14 protein-coding genes are annotated in these 15,490 nt (G+C 67.3%); 6 read left to right on the forward strand and 8 right to left on the reverse strand.

Annotation, left to right across the window (positions count from 1 at the left end; all coding sequences use genetic code 11):
• Nucleotides 1–40: 40 nt before the first annotated feature.
• From ACX80V_RS01240 to mtrA, 6 genes are all read right to left on the reverse strand, one after another.
• Nucleotides 41–1,306 carry a winged helix-turn-helix domain-containing protein gene (locus ACX80V_RS01240; RefSeq protein WP_485841640.1) on the reverse strand — a complete coding sequence of 422 codons (1,266 nt, stop codon included), beginning with the start codon at nt 1,304–1,306 and terminating at the stop codon, nt 41–43.
• A 32-nt stretch (nt 1,307–1,338) separates the two neighbouring features.
• A complete protein-coding gene (gene hpf, locus ACX80V_RS01245; RefSeq protein ID WP_485841641.1) occupies nt 1,339–2,064 on the reverse strand; it encodes a ribosome hibernation-promoting factor, HPF/YfiA family in 726 nt (241 codons plus the stop codon).
• Nucleotides 2,065–2,275: 211 nt separating this feature from the next.
• Nucleotides 2,276–3,238 (reverse strand): ComF family protein, encoded by a 963-nt coding sequence (locus ACX80V_RS01250; protein ID WP_485841642.1) that lies wholly within the window; start codon nt 3,236–3,238, stop codon nt 2,276–2,278.
• 59 nt (nt 3,239–3,297) lie between these two features.
• Nucleotides 3,298–5,016, reverse strand: coding sequence for an LpqB family beta-propeller domain-containing protein (locus ACX80V_RS01255; protein WP_485841643.1), 1,719 nt, complete (start codon nt 5,014–5,016; stop codon nt 3,298–3,300).
• Entirely contained in the window at nt 5,013–6,935 is a 1,923-nt protein-coding gene (mtrB, locus tag ACX80V_RS01260; protein WP_485841762.1) for an MtrAB system histidine kinase MtrB, read from the reverse strand. Before mtrB ends, ACX80V_RS01255 begins: the two co-directional genes overlap by 4 nt.
• Nucleotides 6,910–7,584 (reverse strand): MtrAB system response regulator MtrA, encoded by a 675-nt coding sequence (gene mtrA, locus ACX80V_RS01265; protein WP_056343773.1) that lies wholly within the window; start codon nt 7,582–7,584, stop codon nt 6,910–6,912. Before mtrA ends, mtrB begins: the two co-directional genes overlap by 26 nt.
• Before the next feature lie 154 nt (nt 7,585–7,738).
• Between mtrA and ACX80V_RS01270 the strand changes: the two genes are divergently transcribed.
• The 6 genes from ACX80V_RS01270 to ACX80V_RS01295 are packed head-to-tail and all read left to right on the forward strand — an operon-like array spanning nt 7,739 to nt 13,975.
• The gene (locus ACX80V_RS01270) at nt 7,739–9,010 is read left to right on the forward strand and encodes a DUF7847 domain-containing protein (protein WP_485841644.1); all 1,272 of its coding nucleotides are present in this window, start codon (nt 7,739–7,741) and stop codon (nt 9,008–9,010) included.
• Complete coding sequence (locus ACX80V_RS01275) at nt 9,000–9,656, forward strand: DUF4129 domain-containing protein (RefSeq protein WP_485841645.1); 657 nt, start codon at nt 9,000–9,002, stop codon at nt 9,654–9,656. Before ACX80V_RS01270 ends, ACX80V_RS01275 begins: the two co-directional genes overlap by 11 nt.
• Nucleotides 9,657–9,670: 14 nt before the next feature.
• Entirely contained in the window at nt 9,671–10,918 is a 1,248-nt protein-coding gene (locus ACX80V_RS01280) for a DUF4350 domain-containing protein (RefSeq protein ID WP_485841646.1), read from the forward strand.
• On the forward strand, nt 10,915–11,916 hold the full coding sequence (locus tag ACX80V_RS01285) for an AAA family ATPase (RefSeq protein ID WP_485841647.1): 1,002 nt from the start codon (nt 10,915–10,917) through the stop codon (nt 11,914–11,916). The genes ACX80V_RS01280 and ACX80V_RS01285 overlap by 4 nt, the downstream gene beginning before the upstream one ends.
• Before the next feature lie 11 nt (nt 11,917–11,927).
• The gene (locus tag ACX80V_RS01290; protein ID WP_058931923.1) at nt 11,928–13,220 is read left to right on the forward strand and encodes a DUF58 domain-containing protein; all 1,293 of its coding nucleotides are present in this window, start codon (nt 11,928–11,930) and stop codon (nt 13,218–13,220) included.
• Nucleotides 13,221–13,261: 41 nt separating this feature from the next.
• Nucleotides 13,262–13,975: a DUF4166 domain-containing protein gene (locus ACX80V_RS01295; protein WP_485841648.1), complete on the forward strand. Its 714-nt coding sequence runs from the start codon at nt 13,262–13,264 to the stop codon at nt 13,973–13,975.
• A gap of 36 nt (nt 13,976–14,011) precedes the next feature.
• Here the strand turns inward: ACX80V_RS01295 and ACX80V_RS01300 are convergent, their stop codons facing one another.
• Complete coding sequence (locus ACX80V_RS01300; protein ID WP_485841649.1) at nt 14,012–15,022, reverse strand: uroporphyrinogen decarboxylase/cobalamine-independent methonine synthase family protein; 1,011 nt, start codon at nt 15,020–15,022, stop codon at nt 14,012–14,014.
• Nucleotides 15,013–15,399 (reverse strand): chorismate mutase, encoded by a 387-nt coding sequence (locus tag ACX80V_RS01305; protein WP_058931921.1) that lies wholly within the window; start codon nt 15,397–15,399, stop codon nt 15,013–15,015. The genes ACX80V_RS01300 and ACX80V_RS01305 overlap by 10 nt, the downstream gene beginning before the upstream one ends.
• Nucleotides 15,400–15,490 lie beyond the last annotated feature (91 nt).

Here is a 15,490-nt window from a genome sequence, read left to right on the forward strand (position 1 = left end):
TACTCCCAGTCTTATGCTGCCGAATTCTGGCGTTTTTAGTCTACGGGAGAGACACAGGCCACGCGGCCGGTGTTCCCTGAGAGCGGAGCGGACCGGCGCGGTGACGCAGGGCGGTGCCGAGGGACTCCGCCAGGTCCCCGATCGGGCTGACCACAATGTTGTCCAGCTCCAGCCATTCGGCCAACAGTTCCAGCTCGGCGGCGAGCTCGACGGCGGTCCCTGGCGGTGCGTCCGGCTCACTGTAGGCGGACCTGACCAGCAGATTTCCTGCCGCACGGTCCGCTTTAAGGTCCACCCGCGCCACGATGGTGTCACCCAGGAGAAAGGGCAGGACGTAGTACCCGAAGCGTCGGAGGTGCGCGGGCGTGTAAATCTCGATCCGGAAATGGAACCCGAAGAGCTCCTCGAGCCGGCGCCGCTCGAAGACCAGGGAGTCAAAGGGACTGAGCAAGGCCCGCCCTGCCGCCCGCCGCGGCATTGTGGCGTCGGCATGGAGGAATACCTTCCGGTCCCAGCCGGCGACAGCCACCGGCTCCAGCCTCCCTATGCTGACCAGATGGTCCACCGAGGCGGCGGCCGCCTTGACCGGTGTACGGAAGTAGTCGGCGAAGCACTTCACGGTTCCGATGCCATGGGCTTGTGCGGCCGCGTCGATGAGACGATGCATGGCCTCAACAGGGTCCGGGGTGGGTTCGAGGGCCAGCCGGCGCGGCAGCACCCTTGCCGTCAGGGTGTACTTTCGCTCGAACTGTTCGGTTCTGGACGCCGCGGAAATGGTGCCCGCCTCGAACAGGTCTTCAAGCACGCGTTTGACGGCGTTCCAGTTCCATCCCCAGTTGTCGTCCCGACGGTCCTCCACGTGCCCGATGTTCACCGTCAGTTCCGCCGCCGTCATGGGCCGCCCGGCGGCGAGGGCGTCGAAGATCTTTCCGGCCACCGCGTCGCGCAGCTCCGGGTCGAGGGCGGATGCACCCACCCACGTGCGTTTCTGCCACAAGCGGAGGTCCTGGAAGTGCTCGGGCCGGATGAAGCTGGCCTCGTGGGCCCAGTACTCCATCATTCGCCTGGGAGGCAAGCTGGCCATCCGCTGAAGGATGGTGCGGTCGTAGTTGCCGAGCCTTGAAAAGAAGGGCAGAAAGTGACTGCGGGACAACACGTTGACGGAATCGATCTGGACAAGCTGGATCCGGGCAAAGGTCCGGCCCACCGTCCGTGAGGTCACGGGGCCGGCGGGCCGTCCTTTGTCGAGTCCCTGAGCTGCCAGGGCGATCCGCCGGGCCTGGTTAAGGCTCAGCGTCGCTGGCACATCAGTCCTTTCATTGAGGGGTGTAAACCACCCTAGACTTTTGCAGCCTCGTCATCGGAACGGTAGGCGAGGATTTTTTCTTCGACGGCGGTGTTCCCCGGTTCGCATTCGTGGTCCAGGGTGATCACCCCGTACGTCCAGCCACGGCGCCGGTAGACCACCGAGGGCGTGTTGGTGGCCTTGTCCACAAACAGGTAGAAATCGTGGCCCACGAGCTCCATGTTGTCCACAGCATCGTCAAGGGTGAGGGAGGCCGCAGGGAAAACTTTGCGCCGGATCAGCACCGGGGAGTCCCCAGCCGGAATGTCGTTATCGACCTCGTAGGGCGATCGTTCAACAGGTGCTGCCTGGGTTTCGCTGCGATGGCTCGCCTCGACATAAAGGGGCTCACTGGTACTCGCGGGTTCCAGTGATGCGGTGGCTTCACGTACTGCCTTGGGGGTGTGGCGCCCGTGGTGGACCTTCTTGCGGTCCTTGGCGCGGCGGAGACGTTCCAGCAGCTTGGTGTAGGCGAGATCGAACGCGGCGAATTTGTCTGCGGCGCTGGCTTCGGCACGGATTACGGGTCCCCGGCCCAGAACCGTCACTTCAACGGTGAGCTGGTCGCCGGTCTGGCGCGCATTCGTTTCCTTGGAAACCTTCGCGTCAACCCGCTGGACCTTGTCGCCAAGTGACTCGATCTTCGAGATCTTCTCACCGGCGTATTCGCGGAAGCGGTCTGAGACCGTCAGATTTCGTCCGCTGATCATAAACTCCATGGTGCCCTCCAAATGACTTCGGTGACACGACGGCGGCACATCCCACGGGCCGATCTGCTTGACAGTCGAGCCCCTTTCCGAGCCGCCATCGAAAGGTACAACTTGTTCTTGGTACCCACAACCGACGTTAGTTCATAGCCACCTGTTATTCATCCTTTCTTCGTTTATTTTTTTCTAAGACGGGCGGCGTTCCGCCAGCTCCCGGGGCGGGCTATTCGCCGCCAGCTGAATCCGGCGGGCGTGTCGCGGCAAGGACCACCGCCCCCACCACCACAGCACCGCTGACGTGCAGCGCGCGGGCTGCTTCCGCGAGTGTGGCCCCCGTGGTGAGGACGTCGTCGACAATGATGCAGCGGCGTCCGGCCACCCGCGCGCGCTGGCGTTTCGGGACCTTCATGGACCCCTTGACCCGGCTGGCCCTGGCCCCGCGGCCGAGTCCCTTTTGGCCTCCAGGCAGCCGCTCCAGTGCGGCGCGGCGCCGGGATTTCCGGATCACGTCCACCACCGGTGTACCGCGGATGGTGGTCCCCCTACGCAACTCTGCGAGCAGGAGGTGGACCGGGCTGAATCCCCTCTTGATGTAGCCGGCCGTACTGCTGGGCACCGGAACCAGGCAGACGCCGTCGACGCCGGCCACGGACGCGGCGATGCCCTGCCCCAGTCCGCGCGCCAGGACTGACGTGAGCTGGTGCTGGCCATGGCTCTTGAACGAAAGCACGGCCTGCGCCAGCTCCTCGCGGTACACCCCGACCGCCACCACGGGAAGGATCAGGCCGCCGTCAACGTTCATCAGGGCCGGCGCCTGCTCCTCTGCCCGGAACGGGTGCCTGGTCAACAGGCGGACGTGGCGTTCGCACATGACGCACAGGGCCAGGTCCTCCGCACCGCAGCAGACGCAGTCCACAGGGACGGCAAGGGCCAGCAACTCCGCCGCGGCCACGCCCATCTGGTCGGCGGCCCGCAGCCAACGGCGGCGGTGGCCGCCGCGATGCTTGGCGGACTGCAGCGGAGGCGGCAGGAGGTCCGGATCCAGGCTTGCCGCATTTCTGGCGGGACTTCCCCCGGAGCGGCCCTCAACGCCGCCCCCGGACCGGCGCGCACGCGCGTGGCGAGCCGGCGGGTGGCGGGCAGGAGCGTGGCGAGCAGGAGGACGTCCGGGCTGAACTTCGGTCACACCCCATGGTGGCGTACGTATCGCAGCCCCGGAACCGCTGGTCCGCGCTATGTGGAAAGCTACCCAGGGAATGAGGGGTCGATGGGGCCCTTCAGCTGGGGCGACCAGCCGTTGCCGAGCCGCTGGAAGATGCCCTCGGCCGACTGGCCGTAAATTTCCTCCAGCCCGTTGCCGGCGCTGAGCCACACAAGGCCGGGCCACGGCGCCAACTGCTGGGGTTGTCCGGTGGTGAGGGACAGCAGCTCCGGCGTGACGTTCGAGCCTGCCGAGGCTTTCATCACGGCGACCGTTGTGTCGTTCACCCAGACGCCCTGGTCCGGGTCACCGGAAGCCACCAGCGTGATCGGGGCAGTCAGTTCCCGGGGCGTCCCGTCGGCGTTCCGGATGATCCCGGCAATCTGCACCTTCGTCTTGCCGTTCTGTTCCGAAATGACCAGCGCCCGGACGCCCTCGCGGGAGATCCTCAGCTCCTTGACGGTTCTTCCGGCCAACCACGACGGCGTGAGCGTAACGGTGGGAACGGCGGCACCTTCGGCAACTCCGATGGGCCGGTAGGCCACCACCTCCGTGCCGCCGGTAGCTCCCGGCCCTGCGGCCCACACCCAGTCATGAATACTGAAGGACGGGTGCGTAATGGTGCTGCGCGTTGTCAGCGCACGGGCGGGCTGTCCCGGCACCATGCTGTAGAGCGTCGTCCGGCTTTCGTTGAGGAAGGCAACGGTCTGGGACACCGGGGATTCCGACGGGTAGCGGGGCCCGAGCGATGAAACTGGCTGCATATCCGGCAGCGGGGACACCCTGTTGTTTTCGTAGCGCACCAGCTCATTGCCGCTGACGGCGATCTCGCGGACCGGCACGTTTTTGTCCCGCACCGGGGGCAATACGGAACCGTTGTCTTCGACGCGGACCAGGTCCTGGTTGGCATGCAACTCCACATTAACGACGTCGGGCTGGCTGCGGAACGTGAGCGAAAGCTGCGTCTGCATCCGGAGCCTGTCCTCCGTGGACGCCTCCGTGAGTTCCTTGGCGGTGAGGTCCACCTGCGCGGCGCCGGACACCACCGGAACTGATTCGCGGGCGAGTTTGATGCCGGACGGGAAGGCGCTCACCACCGCGCCGCGAAGGTACGGCGCGGGGCCGGCCAGCAGGGCACTGGTCATGGCTTTGACGGTCTTGTTCTTGATGAACCAGCGGACGTCAGGCACGGCATAGGTGAAGCTGGGATCGTAGAAGTAGATAGGGTAGGCGCCGTAGATGACCTTGAAGGTTTCCTCCGGGATCGCTGTTCCGTCCGGGATGGCTGAGATCCGCCATTCGCCGTCCACCTGCGTGAGAGTGGCCGGAATGTTCTCGATGGTGCCTTCGGGCATCTGGGTGGCGATGCCGTCAACATCCACGCTGTACGCAACGTCCAGCTGGTAGTTGTAGACGTTGTCGACGCCGGTGCCCACCACTTTCGCCTCGCGGTACACCAGCGCGCGCTGGTCGGGTTTCCAGGATACTGACGCTGCCTGCGTCAGGTATTCGCGGGCCACCGCGTAGTCCCCCTCGTATCCGGTGCCGGCACGGTAGAAGTAATCAATGATGTTTTCTGGAGTAGCGCCGGGCTGGGGAGCGGCCGGGAGGAACACCGGTGCGTTGACGTTGCCGGCGCTGCCTTCCGCGCTCTTCCCCACCGGCCCGGCCGTGGGAATGCGCGCGCAGGACGCCAGCACCAGGGCAACGACGAACAGCACAACGCTCCTCTTCAGCATCGCCCGCACTTTTCGTCCCGTCATGAAGACTCCTTCGGTGTTGCGCCCGTCCCGGCAGGGGTGCGCCCGGCGCCCTGGCCACGTCCGCCGCCAGCGGGGACATCAGGCGCCCCAGTGGGGCCGGGCCCCAGGACCAGCACGTTTTTCGAATGTGGGACGTCGGGGAGGATGATGTCCTCAGGCTCAAGCTGCACAGGTGAGCGGTCGATCTCCTCGCCCTGGCGCAACGGAATGGTCAGTCGGAAGTTGGCCCCTCTACCCTTGGTTCCCCATGCCTGCAGCCAGCCGTTATGGAGTTTGGTGTCTTCCATTGCGATGGACAGGCCCAGTCCGCTGCCTCCGGTGGTGCGGGCCCGCGCCGGATCCGCACGCCAGAACCGGTCAAAGACCCGGGCGGCCTCGGCCGGGGTCATGCCGATCCCCTGATCCCGGACTGCAACTCCCACCGCTGACTGGTTGGCTGAGACAGTCACGGTGACCGGCCTGCCTTCGCCATGCTCCACTGCATTCAGGATGAGGTTCCGCAGGATCCTGTCGATCCTCCTGGCGTCCATCTCCGCGACAATTCCCACGGCGGGAGCCCGGAGGATGATCTCCGAGCCGTATTCGGCCGCGACGGGCGCTGCCCCGTCAATGACATGGGCGATCACCTGCAGGATGTCCTCGGGCTCGGCGTCGAGCATGGCCACGCCGGCGTCGAAGCGGGAGATCTCGAGCAGGTCGGCCAGCAGGGACTGGAACCGCTCCACCTGGTTATACAGGAGTTCCGCGGAGCGCTTGTTGATGGGGTCGAAGTCGTGGCGGGCGTCGTACAACACTTCCGCGGCCATCCGGACGGTGGTCAGGGGCGTGCGGAGCTCGTGGGAGACGTCGGAGACAAACCGCTGCTGCATCTGGGACAACATGGCCAGCTGGGTGATCTGCTCCTGGAGGCTGGCGGCCATGTGGTTGAACGATGCCCCGAGGCGGGCAACCTCGTCTTCGCCTTTGACCACCATCCGCTCCTGCAATTGGCCGGCAGCGAGCTTCTCCGACACCAGGGCAGCGTGGCTGACCGGGCTGACAACATTGCGGGTGACGTACCAGGCGATGGCCCCGATCATCAGCACCAGAACCGCGCCGCCGGCAAGGAGGACGCCCTGGATTTCGTCGAGCGTCTGCTGGGCGGTGTTGACGTCATAGATCAGGTAGAGCTCGTACACGGTCCCGTTGAAGGTCACCAGGTTGCCCACGGCGATGCCCGGCCTGTCCTCGGTACCTACCGGAATCACGGTGGAGGCCCAGTACTGGTCCTTGCCTGAACCCTGTACCGCCGTACGGAGTTCAGGCGGGATGACGCTGACGGTCAGCTGGTCCGAGGCCCGCGACTCCACCCAGCGGTTCCGGGGCTTGGTCTGTTCGGGCTTGGCTTCGAAAACGTAGCGGCGCTGGATGACGGAGCCGCGGCCCTCCACCGCGTTCAAAGTGTCGTAGACCAGGGTGATGACGCTGGACTGGTCGGTGACCTGGGCGCCGTCGAACGTCTCCTGGACCTGCTTGACGTAGTAACGGGTCTCGGATTCGGCCTGGGTGAGGCGCTCCTGGAACAGGTTGTTGGCGATCTGGTTGGACAGGTAGGCGCCCACGGCGCCAAAGGATGTCACGGCCAACAGCAGCGTGGTGAGGACTGTCCGGAACTGCAGGGACCGGCGCCAGCGTCGACGCATGGCCCGCCCGGCAAAACGGACCGCAGGGAAGAAACGGGTCACGCCGAGACGGACAAGGCGGCCCACCCGTAACCCCACGATTACTCCGCGGCGCCGCCAGATCCGTGCCCGGAATGGCAGCGTTGCCAGCTCCAACGGCAGCGCATCCGTGTGCTCCGGGCCCTTGGCTGCGGGAAGGTCCGGGGTGCGGTGCGCTTCTGGTCCTGAGGGCTCAGGAACCTGCTTTGTAGCCGACACCACGAACCGTCAATACAACTTCGGGAGCTTCCGGATCCCGTTCAATTTTTGACCGGAGGCGCTGGACGTGGACGTTGACCAGCCGGGTGTCCGCCGCGTGGCGGTAGCCCCAGACCTGCTCCAGCAGCAGCTCGCGGGTGAACACCTGCCAGGGCTTCCGCGCCAGGGCTACGAGGAGGTCAAACTCCAGGGGCGTGAGGGAAATCCGCTCATCGGCACGCTTCACGGTGTGGCCAGCCACGTCGATGGTGATGTCAGCGATCCGCAGCGTTTCAGGCGCCTTCTGGTCGCCGGGCCGCAGGCGGGCACGCACGCGTGCCACGAGTTCGGCGGGTTTGAACGGCTTGGGCACGTAGTCGTCTGCGCCGGACTCAAGGCCGCGGACGACGTCGGACGTATCCGACTTGGCCGTGAGCATGACGATGGGCACGTCCGATTCGGAGCGGATCTGCCGGCAGACCTCGATGCCGTCCACGCCGGGCAGCATCAGGTCAAGCAGCACGAGGTCAGGCTTCGATGAACGGAAAATGTCCAGCGCCTGGCTGCCATCGGCGCAAAAAACCGGCTCAAAGCCGTCATTGCGCAGAACAATCCCAATCATTTCGGCCAGCGCTTCGTCATCGTCAACTACCAGAATGCGTGCCTTCATAGTTATATATTCCCTTATTGAACAGGGTTTGTCCTGTTGAACGGCCTTACGGCATGGCGCCACCCTATGACGCCCGACGCCGGAACTATAGGCTGGCAACACGCGGACAGTCCCGCACGGGGGGAGGAACAGGGTGCCACACCAGGATCCGAACATGCAGCAGCCGCATCCTGCCGGCGAGGCTGGGAAGGGCCAGCCGCCAGGGAACCAGCCTCCATGGGGGCCGCAGCCCGGGCCGGCACAGCAGCCCTGGGGCGGCCAGCCGGTTTGGGGACCTCCCCCCGGTGGCCCGCCGGCTTGGGGCACTCCGCCGCACAATCCCTACGGCGGTCCGCCGCCCCACCAGCAGCCGCGTTATGTTGCCCCGCCCAAACCCGGCATAGTTCCCCTCCGGCCACTGATGTTCGGCGAGATCCTGGACGGCTCCTTCCAGGCGATCAGGCGCAACGCCAAAGCCATGCTGGGCGCCGCGCTGCTGGCGCAGACCCTCGCCGCAGTGCTCACGGCAGTTCTCAGTTCATTTTCCGCCACGTCCGCGGCGTCACTTGAAGCCTGGGCGGCGGGCCTGACGGAGCAGGACCTGGTCCCGCTGGTGGTGACCTTCGCGTCCGGGCTCCTGCTCGTCTCGGTGCTCACCGTTTTTCTGTCGGCGGTGCTTCAGGGCGCCATGGTGGTTCCGGTCGCCAGGTCCGTCCTCAACCGCCCCACCGGCTTCAGGCAGATGTGGTCCCTGGCGCGGTCCCGCGCTGGTGCCCTGATCCGCCTTGCGGCCCTGCTGGTGGGCTGCGGGCTCCTCGTTGCGCTGCTGTTTGTGGCGCTGGCAGTGCTGCTGGTCAGCACCGTGGGCGGACTTGGCGCCCTGATCCTCATCCCGCTGGGGCTGGTGTGCTTTGTGCTGTACGTATGGATCTACATCAAGCTCATGGTGGCGCCGGCCGCCGTTGTGGTGGAGGAACTCGGGGCGATGGCCGGCATCCGGCGCTCCTGGGAACTGACACGCAGCAATTGGTGGCGGCTGCTGGGCATCACGCTCGTGGTGGGCATCATGGTGGGAGTCATCGCCCAGGTCGTCATGATTCCCGTCACACTGCTCACCGGCTTTTACACCGGCGTGGTCTCACCCCACGGCGGTGCCGAACAGGCCATGACGGCGGCTTTGGTGGCGGGCGTTGCCACCGCGGTCGTTACCGCAGTGGTCGCCGCAGCGGGTTTTGCCTTCCAGACCTCCGTGATGGCACTGCTCTACCTCGACCTCAGGATGCGCCGGGACGGACTGGATATCGCCCTGCTCCGGCTGCTGGAATCCGGAGCAGATCCCGACGGCGTCCCGGGCCGAGGCGTCCCGGTCTACCGGGCGGGACCCGACCAATATCCGCGGCCGCCCTACGGGGCAGCGCCAGGCGGGGCATGGCCGGATGGCCGCTGAACCACCAGTCCTGCCTGGCCGCGACGAGGCCCGCCGCTGGGCCGAACAAGAACTTGCCAAGCCGGAATACCGTGACGCGGCCCCCGGCTGGCTGGACAGTGTGTGGGCGGACATCCTGGACTGGCTGCGGTCCCTGGACGGCGGCTCCGGCCCGGACACCACCTTGGCGGCGCCGTGGATCGGCGTGGCCATCGCCGTGCTGATCGGCGCCGCGGTCGTCCTGGCCCGCCCGCGCCTCAACGCGAAGGCCAAGCGTGCCGGAGACGTATTCGACGCCGGCACAACAGTCAGTGCCGAGGCCTACCGCGTGCGCGCGGCGGCCGCTGCCGCAGCAGGCAACTGGAGTGCCGCCGTCGTGGACTGTTTCCGTGCGCTGGTGCGCACGGCCGAGGACAGAACGCTTTTCGACGCGCGGCCGGGCCGGACCGCGGACGAGGTGGCGCACGAACTGGCCACACCGTTTCCGTCAGAGGCCGGCCGCCTGACGGAAGCTGCGCGGACTTTCGACGGGATCCGCTACGGAAATGAGTCCGCAGGCCAGGCTGACTTTGCCGCGGTGCGCGAACTGGACATTGCCCTGCGGTCCCTCACGCCGGCGAGCGCCGCCCTGCCCGCTGAACGTGACGAACCGGCGGTTCCGCGATGACGCAGGGTCCCACGATGCAGAAACCTTCGCCGGATCCTCTGACGCCCAAACTTCCGACGTCGGGTGCACCGGAGGCGCAGCCGGGTTCCGCCCCGGCGCTCCGATCCGGGTCCGGCGCCGGTGCCGTGTCCGGTGCCCGTGCCTGGCTCCGGCGGCACCGCGGCGGGGCAGCGATCGGCGCGGCGGCCGCCGTCGGACTGACGGTGGTTATTTCCACCCAGCTCGCGCCAAAGGGCGATTCCCTGCCCTTATCCGTGCATAACGCCGGGCCGGGCGGCGCCAGGGCGGTCAGCGAGATACTGGGCCGCCACGGTGTCGAGGTCCAGGATGTTGAATCCTTTGACTCCGCCACGGCAGCACTCGCGGACCGGCCGGGTGCCACCCTCCTCCTGTACGACCGGAGCGGATTCCTGGACCAATCCCGGCTGGACGAGCTGACCGCAAGTGCGGGACGCGTAGTGCTGGTGACGCCGCGGCTCGGCACGCTGAAGGCCCTCGATACCGTCATCAGCCAGGCCGGTGTGGTGCCTGAGTCAACGGCGCTCCTGGAACCGGGCTGCGATCTCACCGCTCCCGCGGCGGCAGGTGCTGTCTCCGGAACCGGCGGATTCCTGTACGACGGCGGCACGGTGTGCTTCAGCCCGCCGGGAAGCACCGCCGGGCTGCTTGCCCGCACGGATGACGGCGGCCTGACCGTCCTGGGCAGCACCGCCCTCCTCAACAACGGCGGGCTTGCCGGCCACGGCCATGCCGCACTGGCTCTGCGGACGCTGGGCGGCTCAGAGGTCGTTGTCTGGTACCTGCCCGGACTGGGCGACGCGGCCGCTGCGGAGTCAACGCAGACACTTGATGACCTAGCCCCTGACTGGGTGGCATTCCTGGGGCCCTGGCTGGTCTTTGTGGCCGTGCTGGCCATTGTGTGGCGCGGGCGCCGCCTCGGCCCGCTCGTGTTTGAACCACTCCCCGTGGTGGTCAAGGCCGTGGAGACCGCAGAAGGCCGCGCGCGCCTTTATCAGGATTCCCACGCACTGGACCGGGCACGGGACAACCTTCGGGCCGGCACCCTGGTTCGTCTGGCGCAAGCCCTTCGAGTCGGATCCCCGGCCACTGCCGACGACGTGGTGCAGGCAGTGGCCCGGCACCTGGGCCGGCCCGTCAGAGATATCAGCGGCCTGATCCAGGAACGCCCTGGTACCGCAACCAGGCTGGTGCAATGGTCACAGGAACTGGACAAACTAGAGAACGAGGTCAGGACCCGATGAACGAACCGTACGGCGCCCCGCAGATCATGGATTCCTCCCCGCCGACGCTGGATCCCGCCCGGCAGGCGCTCCTGGATGTCCGCCGCGAGGTTGCCAAAGCCGTGGTGGGCCAGGATGCCACCGTCACGGGACTCCTGATCGCGCTGCTTTCCCAGGGGCATGTTCTCCTCGAAGGCGTGCCCGGGGTGGCCAAGACACTCCTGGTCCGTGCCCTGTCCGCCGCGCTGAGCCTGGACACCAAACGCGTACAGTTCACCCCTGACCTGATGCCCGGCGACATCACCGGTTCCCTGGTCTATGACTCGCACACCTCGGAATTCAGTTTCCGCGAGGGGCCGGTCTTCACCAACATCCTGCTGGCCGACGAAATCAACCGGACGCCGCCGAAGACGCAGGCCTCCCTGTTGGAGGCCATGGAAGAGCGGCAGGTCTCGGTAGACGGGGTGTCCAGGCCGCTGCCGGCGAACTTCCTGGTGGCGGCAACCCAGAACCCTGTGGAATACGAGGGAACCTATCCCCTGCCCGAAGCCCAGCTTGACCGGTTCCTGCTCAAGCTCGCCATGCCGCTGCCCAGCCGGACTGACGAGGTGGAAGTGATCCGGCGGCACGCAGCCGGCTTCAATCCCCGGGACCTTGCTGCCGCCGGTGTCCGGGCAGTGGCCGGCGCCGAGGACCTCGAACGGGCGCGGCAGGCTGTGGCCACCGTTGCCGTCGAACCGGAAATCATCGGCTACATCGTGGACCTGGTGCGCGCCACCCGGCAGGCGCCGTCGTTCCAGCTGGGCGTCTCGCCCCGCGGCGCGACTGCACTGCTTAATACGGCCCGCGCCTGGGCCTGGCTGTCGGGCCGCAGCTTCGTCACCCCCGACGACGTCAAGGCACTGGCGCTGCCGTGCCTGCGCCACCGGGTGGCCCTGGAGCCTGATGCCCAGATGGACGGGGTCCGCGTGGACGATGTCCTGGGCAGCATCCTGGCGTCCGTCCCCGTCCCCCGCTGATTCGCTTGCACATGGCACTCTCCGGACGGTTCGTCGTGCTGGCACTGCTGGGCCTGGTGCCGGTGCTGCTGTTTCCTGGCGGGGGAACGGTCCTGGGCGTGGTCGTGGCACTCGCTGCCCTCCTGGGCCTGGACCTTGGCCTGGCCGCTTCCCCGCGGGCCATCATCGTCACGCGCGCCGAGCCCGGCAACGTGACGCTGCACGGCACGGCCGCTTCGGTCCTCACGCTGCGCAACAGTGGCCGGCGACGCTTGCGCGCCACAGTTCGAGACGCATGGCAGCCGTCTGCCGGGGCTGTGAATCCGGTCCAGGACCTGGACATCCCCGCCCTGGAAAGCCGCCGGATGACCGTCCGGTTACAGCCCGTCCGCCGTGGCGACGTGGGCGCCCGGCACGTCACTGTGCGCTCCCATGGACCCCTTCGGCTCGCGGCACGCCAGCGCACGTTTGACTGTGCCGGCCTCCTGCGGGTCCTGCCGCCGTTCCATTCCCGCAGGCACCTCCCCTCGAAGCTCAGGAAACTCCGCGAACTCGACGGCAAGGCCGCCGTGCAGATCCGGGGTGCCGGCACCGAATTCGACTCGCTGCGTGACTACGTCCGCGGGGACGACGTCCGGTCCATCGACTGGCGCGCAACCGCCCGCCGGTCCGCCGTCGTCGTCCGCACCTGGCGCCCGGAACGCGACCGGCGCGTGGTGATCATGCTGGATACCTCCCGCACGTCAGCGGCGAGGATCGAGGACGAACCAAGGCTGGATACCGGCATCGAAGCGGCGCTCCTGCTGGCGGTCCTGGCCGAGCGTGGCGGTGACCGGGTGGACTTCCTGGCCTACGACCGACGTCCGCGGGCAAGGGCCGGTTCCGCCACCACCGGCAACCTCCTGGGGCAGCTGGTACAAGCGATGGCGCCCCTCGAGGCGGAACTGATTGAGCTTGACTGGTCCAGCCTCCCCGGCCAGATCCGGGCGGTCTCCGCCCACCGGTCCCTGGTGGTGCTGCTGACCTCGTTGGACGGCGGGGCACCGGAGGAAGGTCTCATTCCCGTGGCCGCGCAGCTCGCGCAGCAGCACGTTGTGGTGGTGGCCGCCGTCCGTGATCCCATGCTGGGGCGGATGCTGCGCGAGCGTGAGAACGCCGCCGGCGTGTTCCGGGCGGCAGCGGCCGAACGCGTACTGCTGGAACGGGCGGCGGTCAGCGCCGAACTCCGGCACCATGGGGTGGAAGTGGTGGATGCGGAGCCACACCAGCTGCCGCCGCAGCTTGCCGACATGTACATCCGGCTCAAGGCGGCCGGTAGATTGTGAGTCGCCGCAGCGCCGCTGACGGCACCGTCCAGGAGGTCACCATGAACGTCCCTATTTACCGGCAGGCCCTGGGCGAGGACTTCCACCGGCTGCAGCCTGAGCTGCAGGAGTACTTTTCCCTGACGCCCGGCTCGGGGCACTACGGCGTCGGGGAGGGCGTGTTCGACGTTGTGGGCTGCCGGCAGGCGTGGCTGCGGCCGCTGCTCAAGCTGACCTCCGGGGAGGAGGCGTTCTTCCCCGATTACGGTGAAGGCATCCCCTTCCGGATTGAAAACCATGCCCACCAGGATCCGTTCGGCCGCTCCAGCCTGACTGCCCGGCGGGAAATCCGTTTCCCCGGGCACGTGCGGATATTCCAGGACACCACCAGCCTCGTGGATTCCGACGGCGGCCCGCGGTTGGTGGACTACCTGGGCCGATTCCGGCGCATGGTGACCGACCTCAAGCTCAGTGTGACGAACGAAGGTAGGCTGCGCGGCGTTTCCGAAGCGTCGCGGCTGTTCCTGGGCCCCCTCCGCCTGCCGCTGCCGGCCACCGTGGATGCCAGGGCTTACGCCGAGCAGTGGTGGGACGGCGCCGCAGGCGAGCACGGACAGCACCGGATCCAGGTCAAGGTCATCCAGCCGCAGATCGGGCTGGTCCTGGTCTATGCGGGCGGTTTTGACTACCGCCTGCGTCCCTACATCGGCGGCAGTTCGGCGCAGAGTTTCCTGCCCCGCTACGCCCAGCCGGACCGTTGGGAGAACCGGACGTAGAAGTCTTGCCCTTAGGTCCGCTCAGTGGTGGGCCGATCAGCCGTGTGCGCGCTGGTTCAGGCCGTCGGCCACCTGGGTGAGCCGGCCCAGCACCGCTGTGGCGGTGACCGGCGTGTGGCCGGCAAGTCCCGCCGAGGGGGTGACCCGGATACTGCCCAGGGACGACGCCGGCAGCCCCAGCTCATGCCATGGCCGCCAGACGGACTCCACGACGTCGGCCACCCTGGGCAGCGTGCCACGGCTAACGTCGAGGGCGCCGGCCCAGATCCGCTTGCCGGCCTCCACTGCCGTGGCCAGCTGCTCCCACTGCCGTGTGGTCAGGGCCCTCAGCGGTACGGCCACGCCGTCGGCGCCCGCGGCAATGATCCGGCCGATGGGGGCCTCAATTTCAGGCACGGAGACGACGATTTCGGCGGCACCCGCGTCACGGAGCGCCTCGATCACCACCTGCCAGGACTCGGTGACCTCCTGGCCACCCACCGCCCGCAGCGTGCGGTAACCGCTCGACGTCGGAATGGTGCCGGCCAGTACGGCGGCGATATCAGGCTCGTCGACCTGGACCACCAGCCGCGCGCCCGGAACCGCGCTGGAAATCCGGGAGAGGTAGCCGCCAACCCCTGCGGCCAGCGAGTCGGCAACGTCCCGGCGTGCGCCGTAATCGATCAGCGCGCGTTCGCCGTTGTGCAGGTGCAGCCCCGCGGCAAGACTCAGCGGTCCCAGCAGCTGGACCTTGAGTTCGGGGGCGCGGGTGTCCTCGTCGCCGGCAACGTCAGCCAGGACGTTGATGTCGGTGGACAGGGCCGACGCGGCCCGGCGGAAATCCTTGCCGGGACGGTCCACCAGCCGCCACCCATACGGCTGGACATCCACGGCCATTTCAACCAGGAGTGCAGCCGTCCGCCCCAGGGCGTCGGAACCGACTCCACGGTCCGGAAGCTCTGCCAGGAACGGCAGGTGCGGGCTTCCAAGCTCGCCGCGGATAATGCGGGCAGCCTCCGCGGGGTCCTCCCCCGGCCAGGACCCAAGCCCGGTGGCTGTTACTTCCACTCTGCAGCGGCCTGGTGGTCCTCGGCGATGGCTTCATGATGGCGGATGACCTCGCCGATGATGAAATTCAGGAACTTCTCCGCAAATGCGGGATCGAGGTGTGCATCCTCCGCCAGCCGCCGGAGACGGGCGATCTGGGCGGATTCCCGGCCTGGATCCCCCGCCGGGAGCCGGTGCGCGGCCTTGAGGAAGCCCACTTTCTGGGTGGCCTTGAACCGTTCGGCCAGGAGGTACACCAGGGTCGCATCGATGTTGTCGATGCTGGAGCGGATGGACAGCAGTTCCGCCATCACCGAGTTGTCCACGTGGCCTGCCAGCGAACTCGCGGCGGCATCGTAGGTGTCGGTGTCGGGAACATCGTGGTTTTGCTGCGTCATGGTCCAAGTCTATGGGGCGCCCGCGGAAATTCTTCCGGTGTTAAGCGGCGGACGGACACCCCGCCGAGTGGGGCGGGATGTCCGTCTGGTG

This window comes from Pseudarthrobacter arbutini (genome assembly GCF_054510915.1).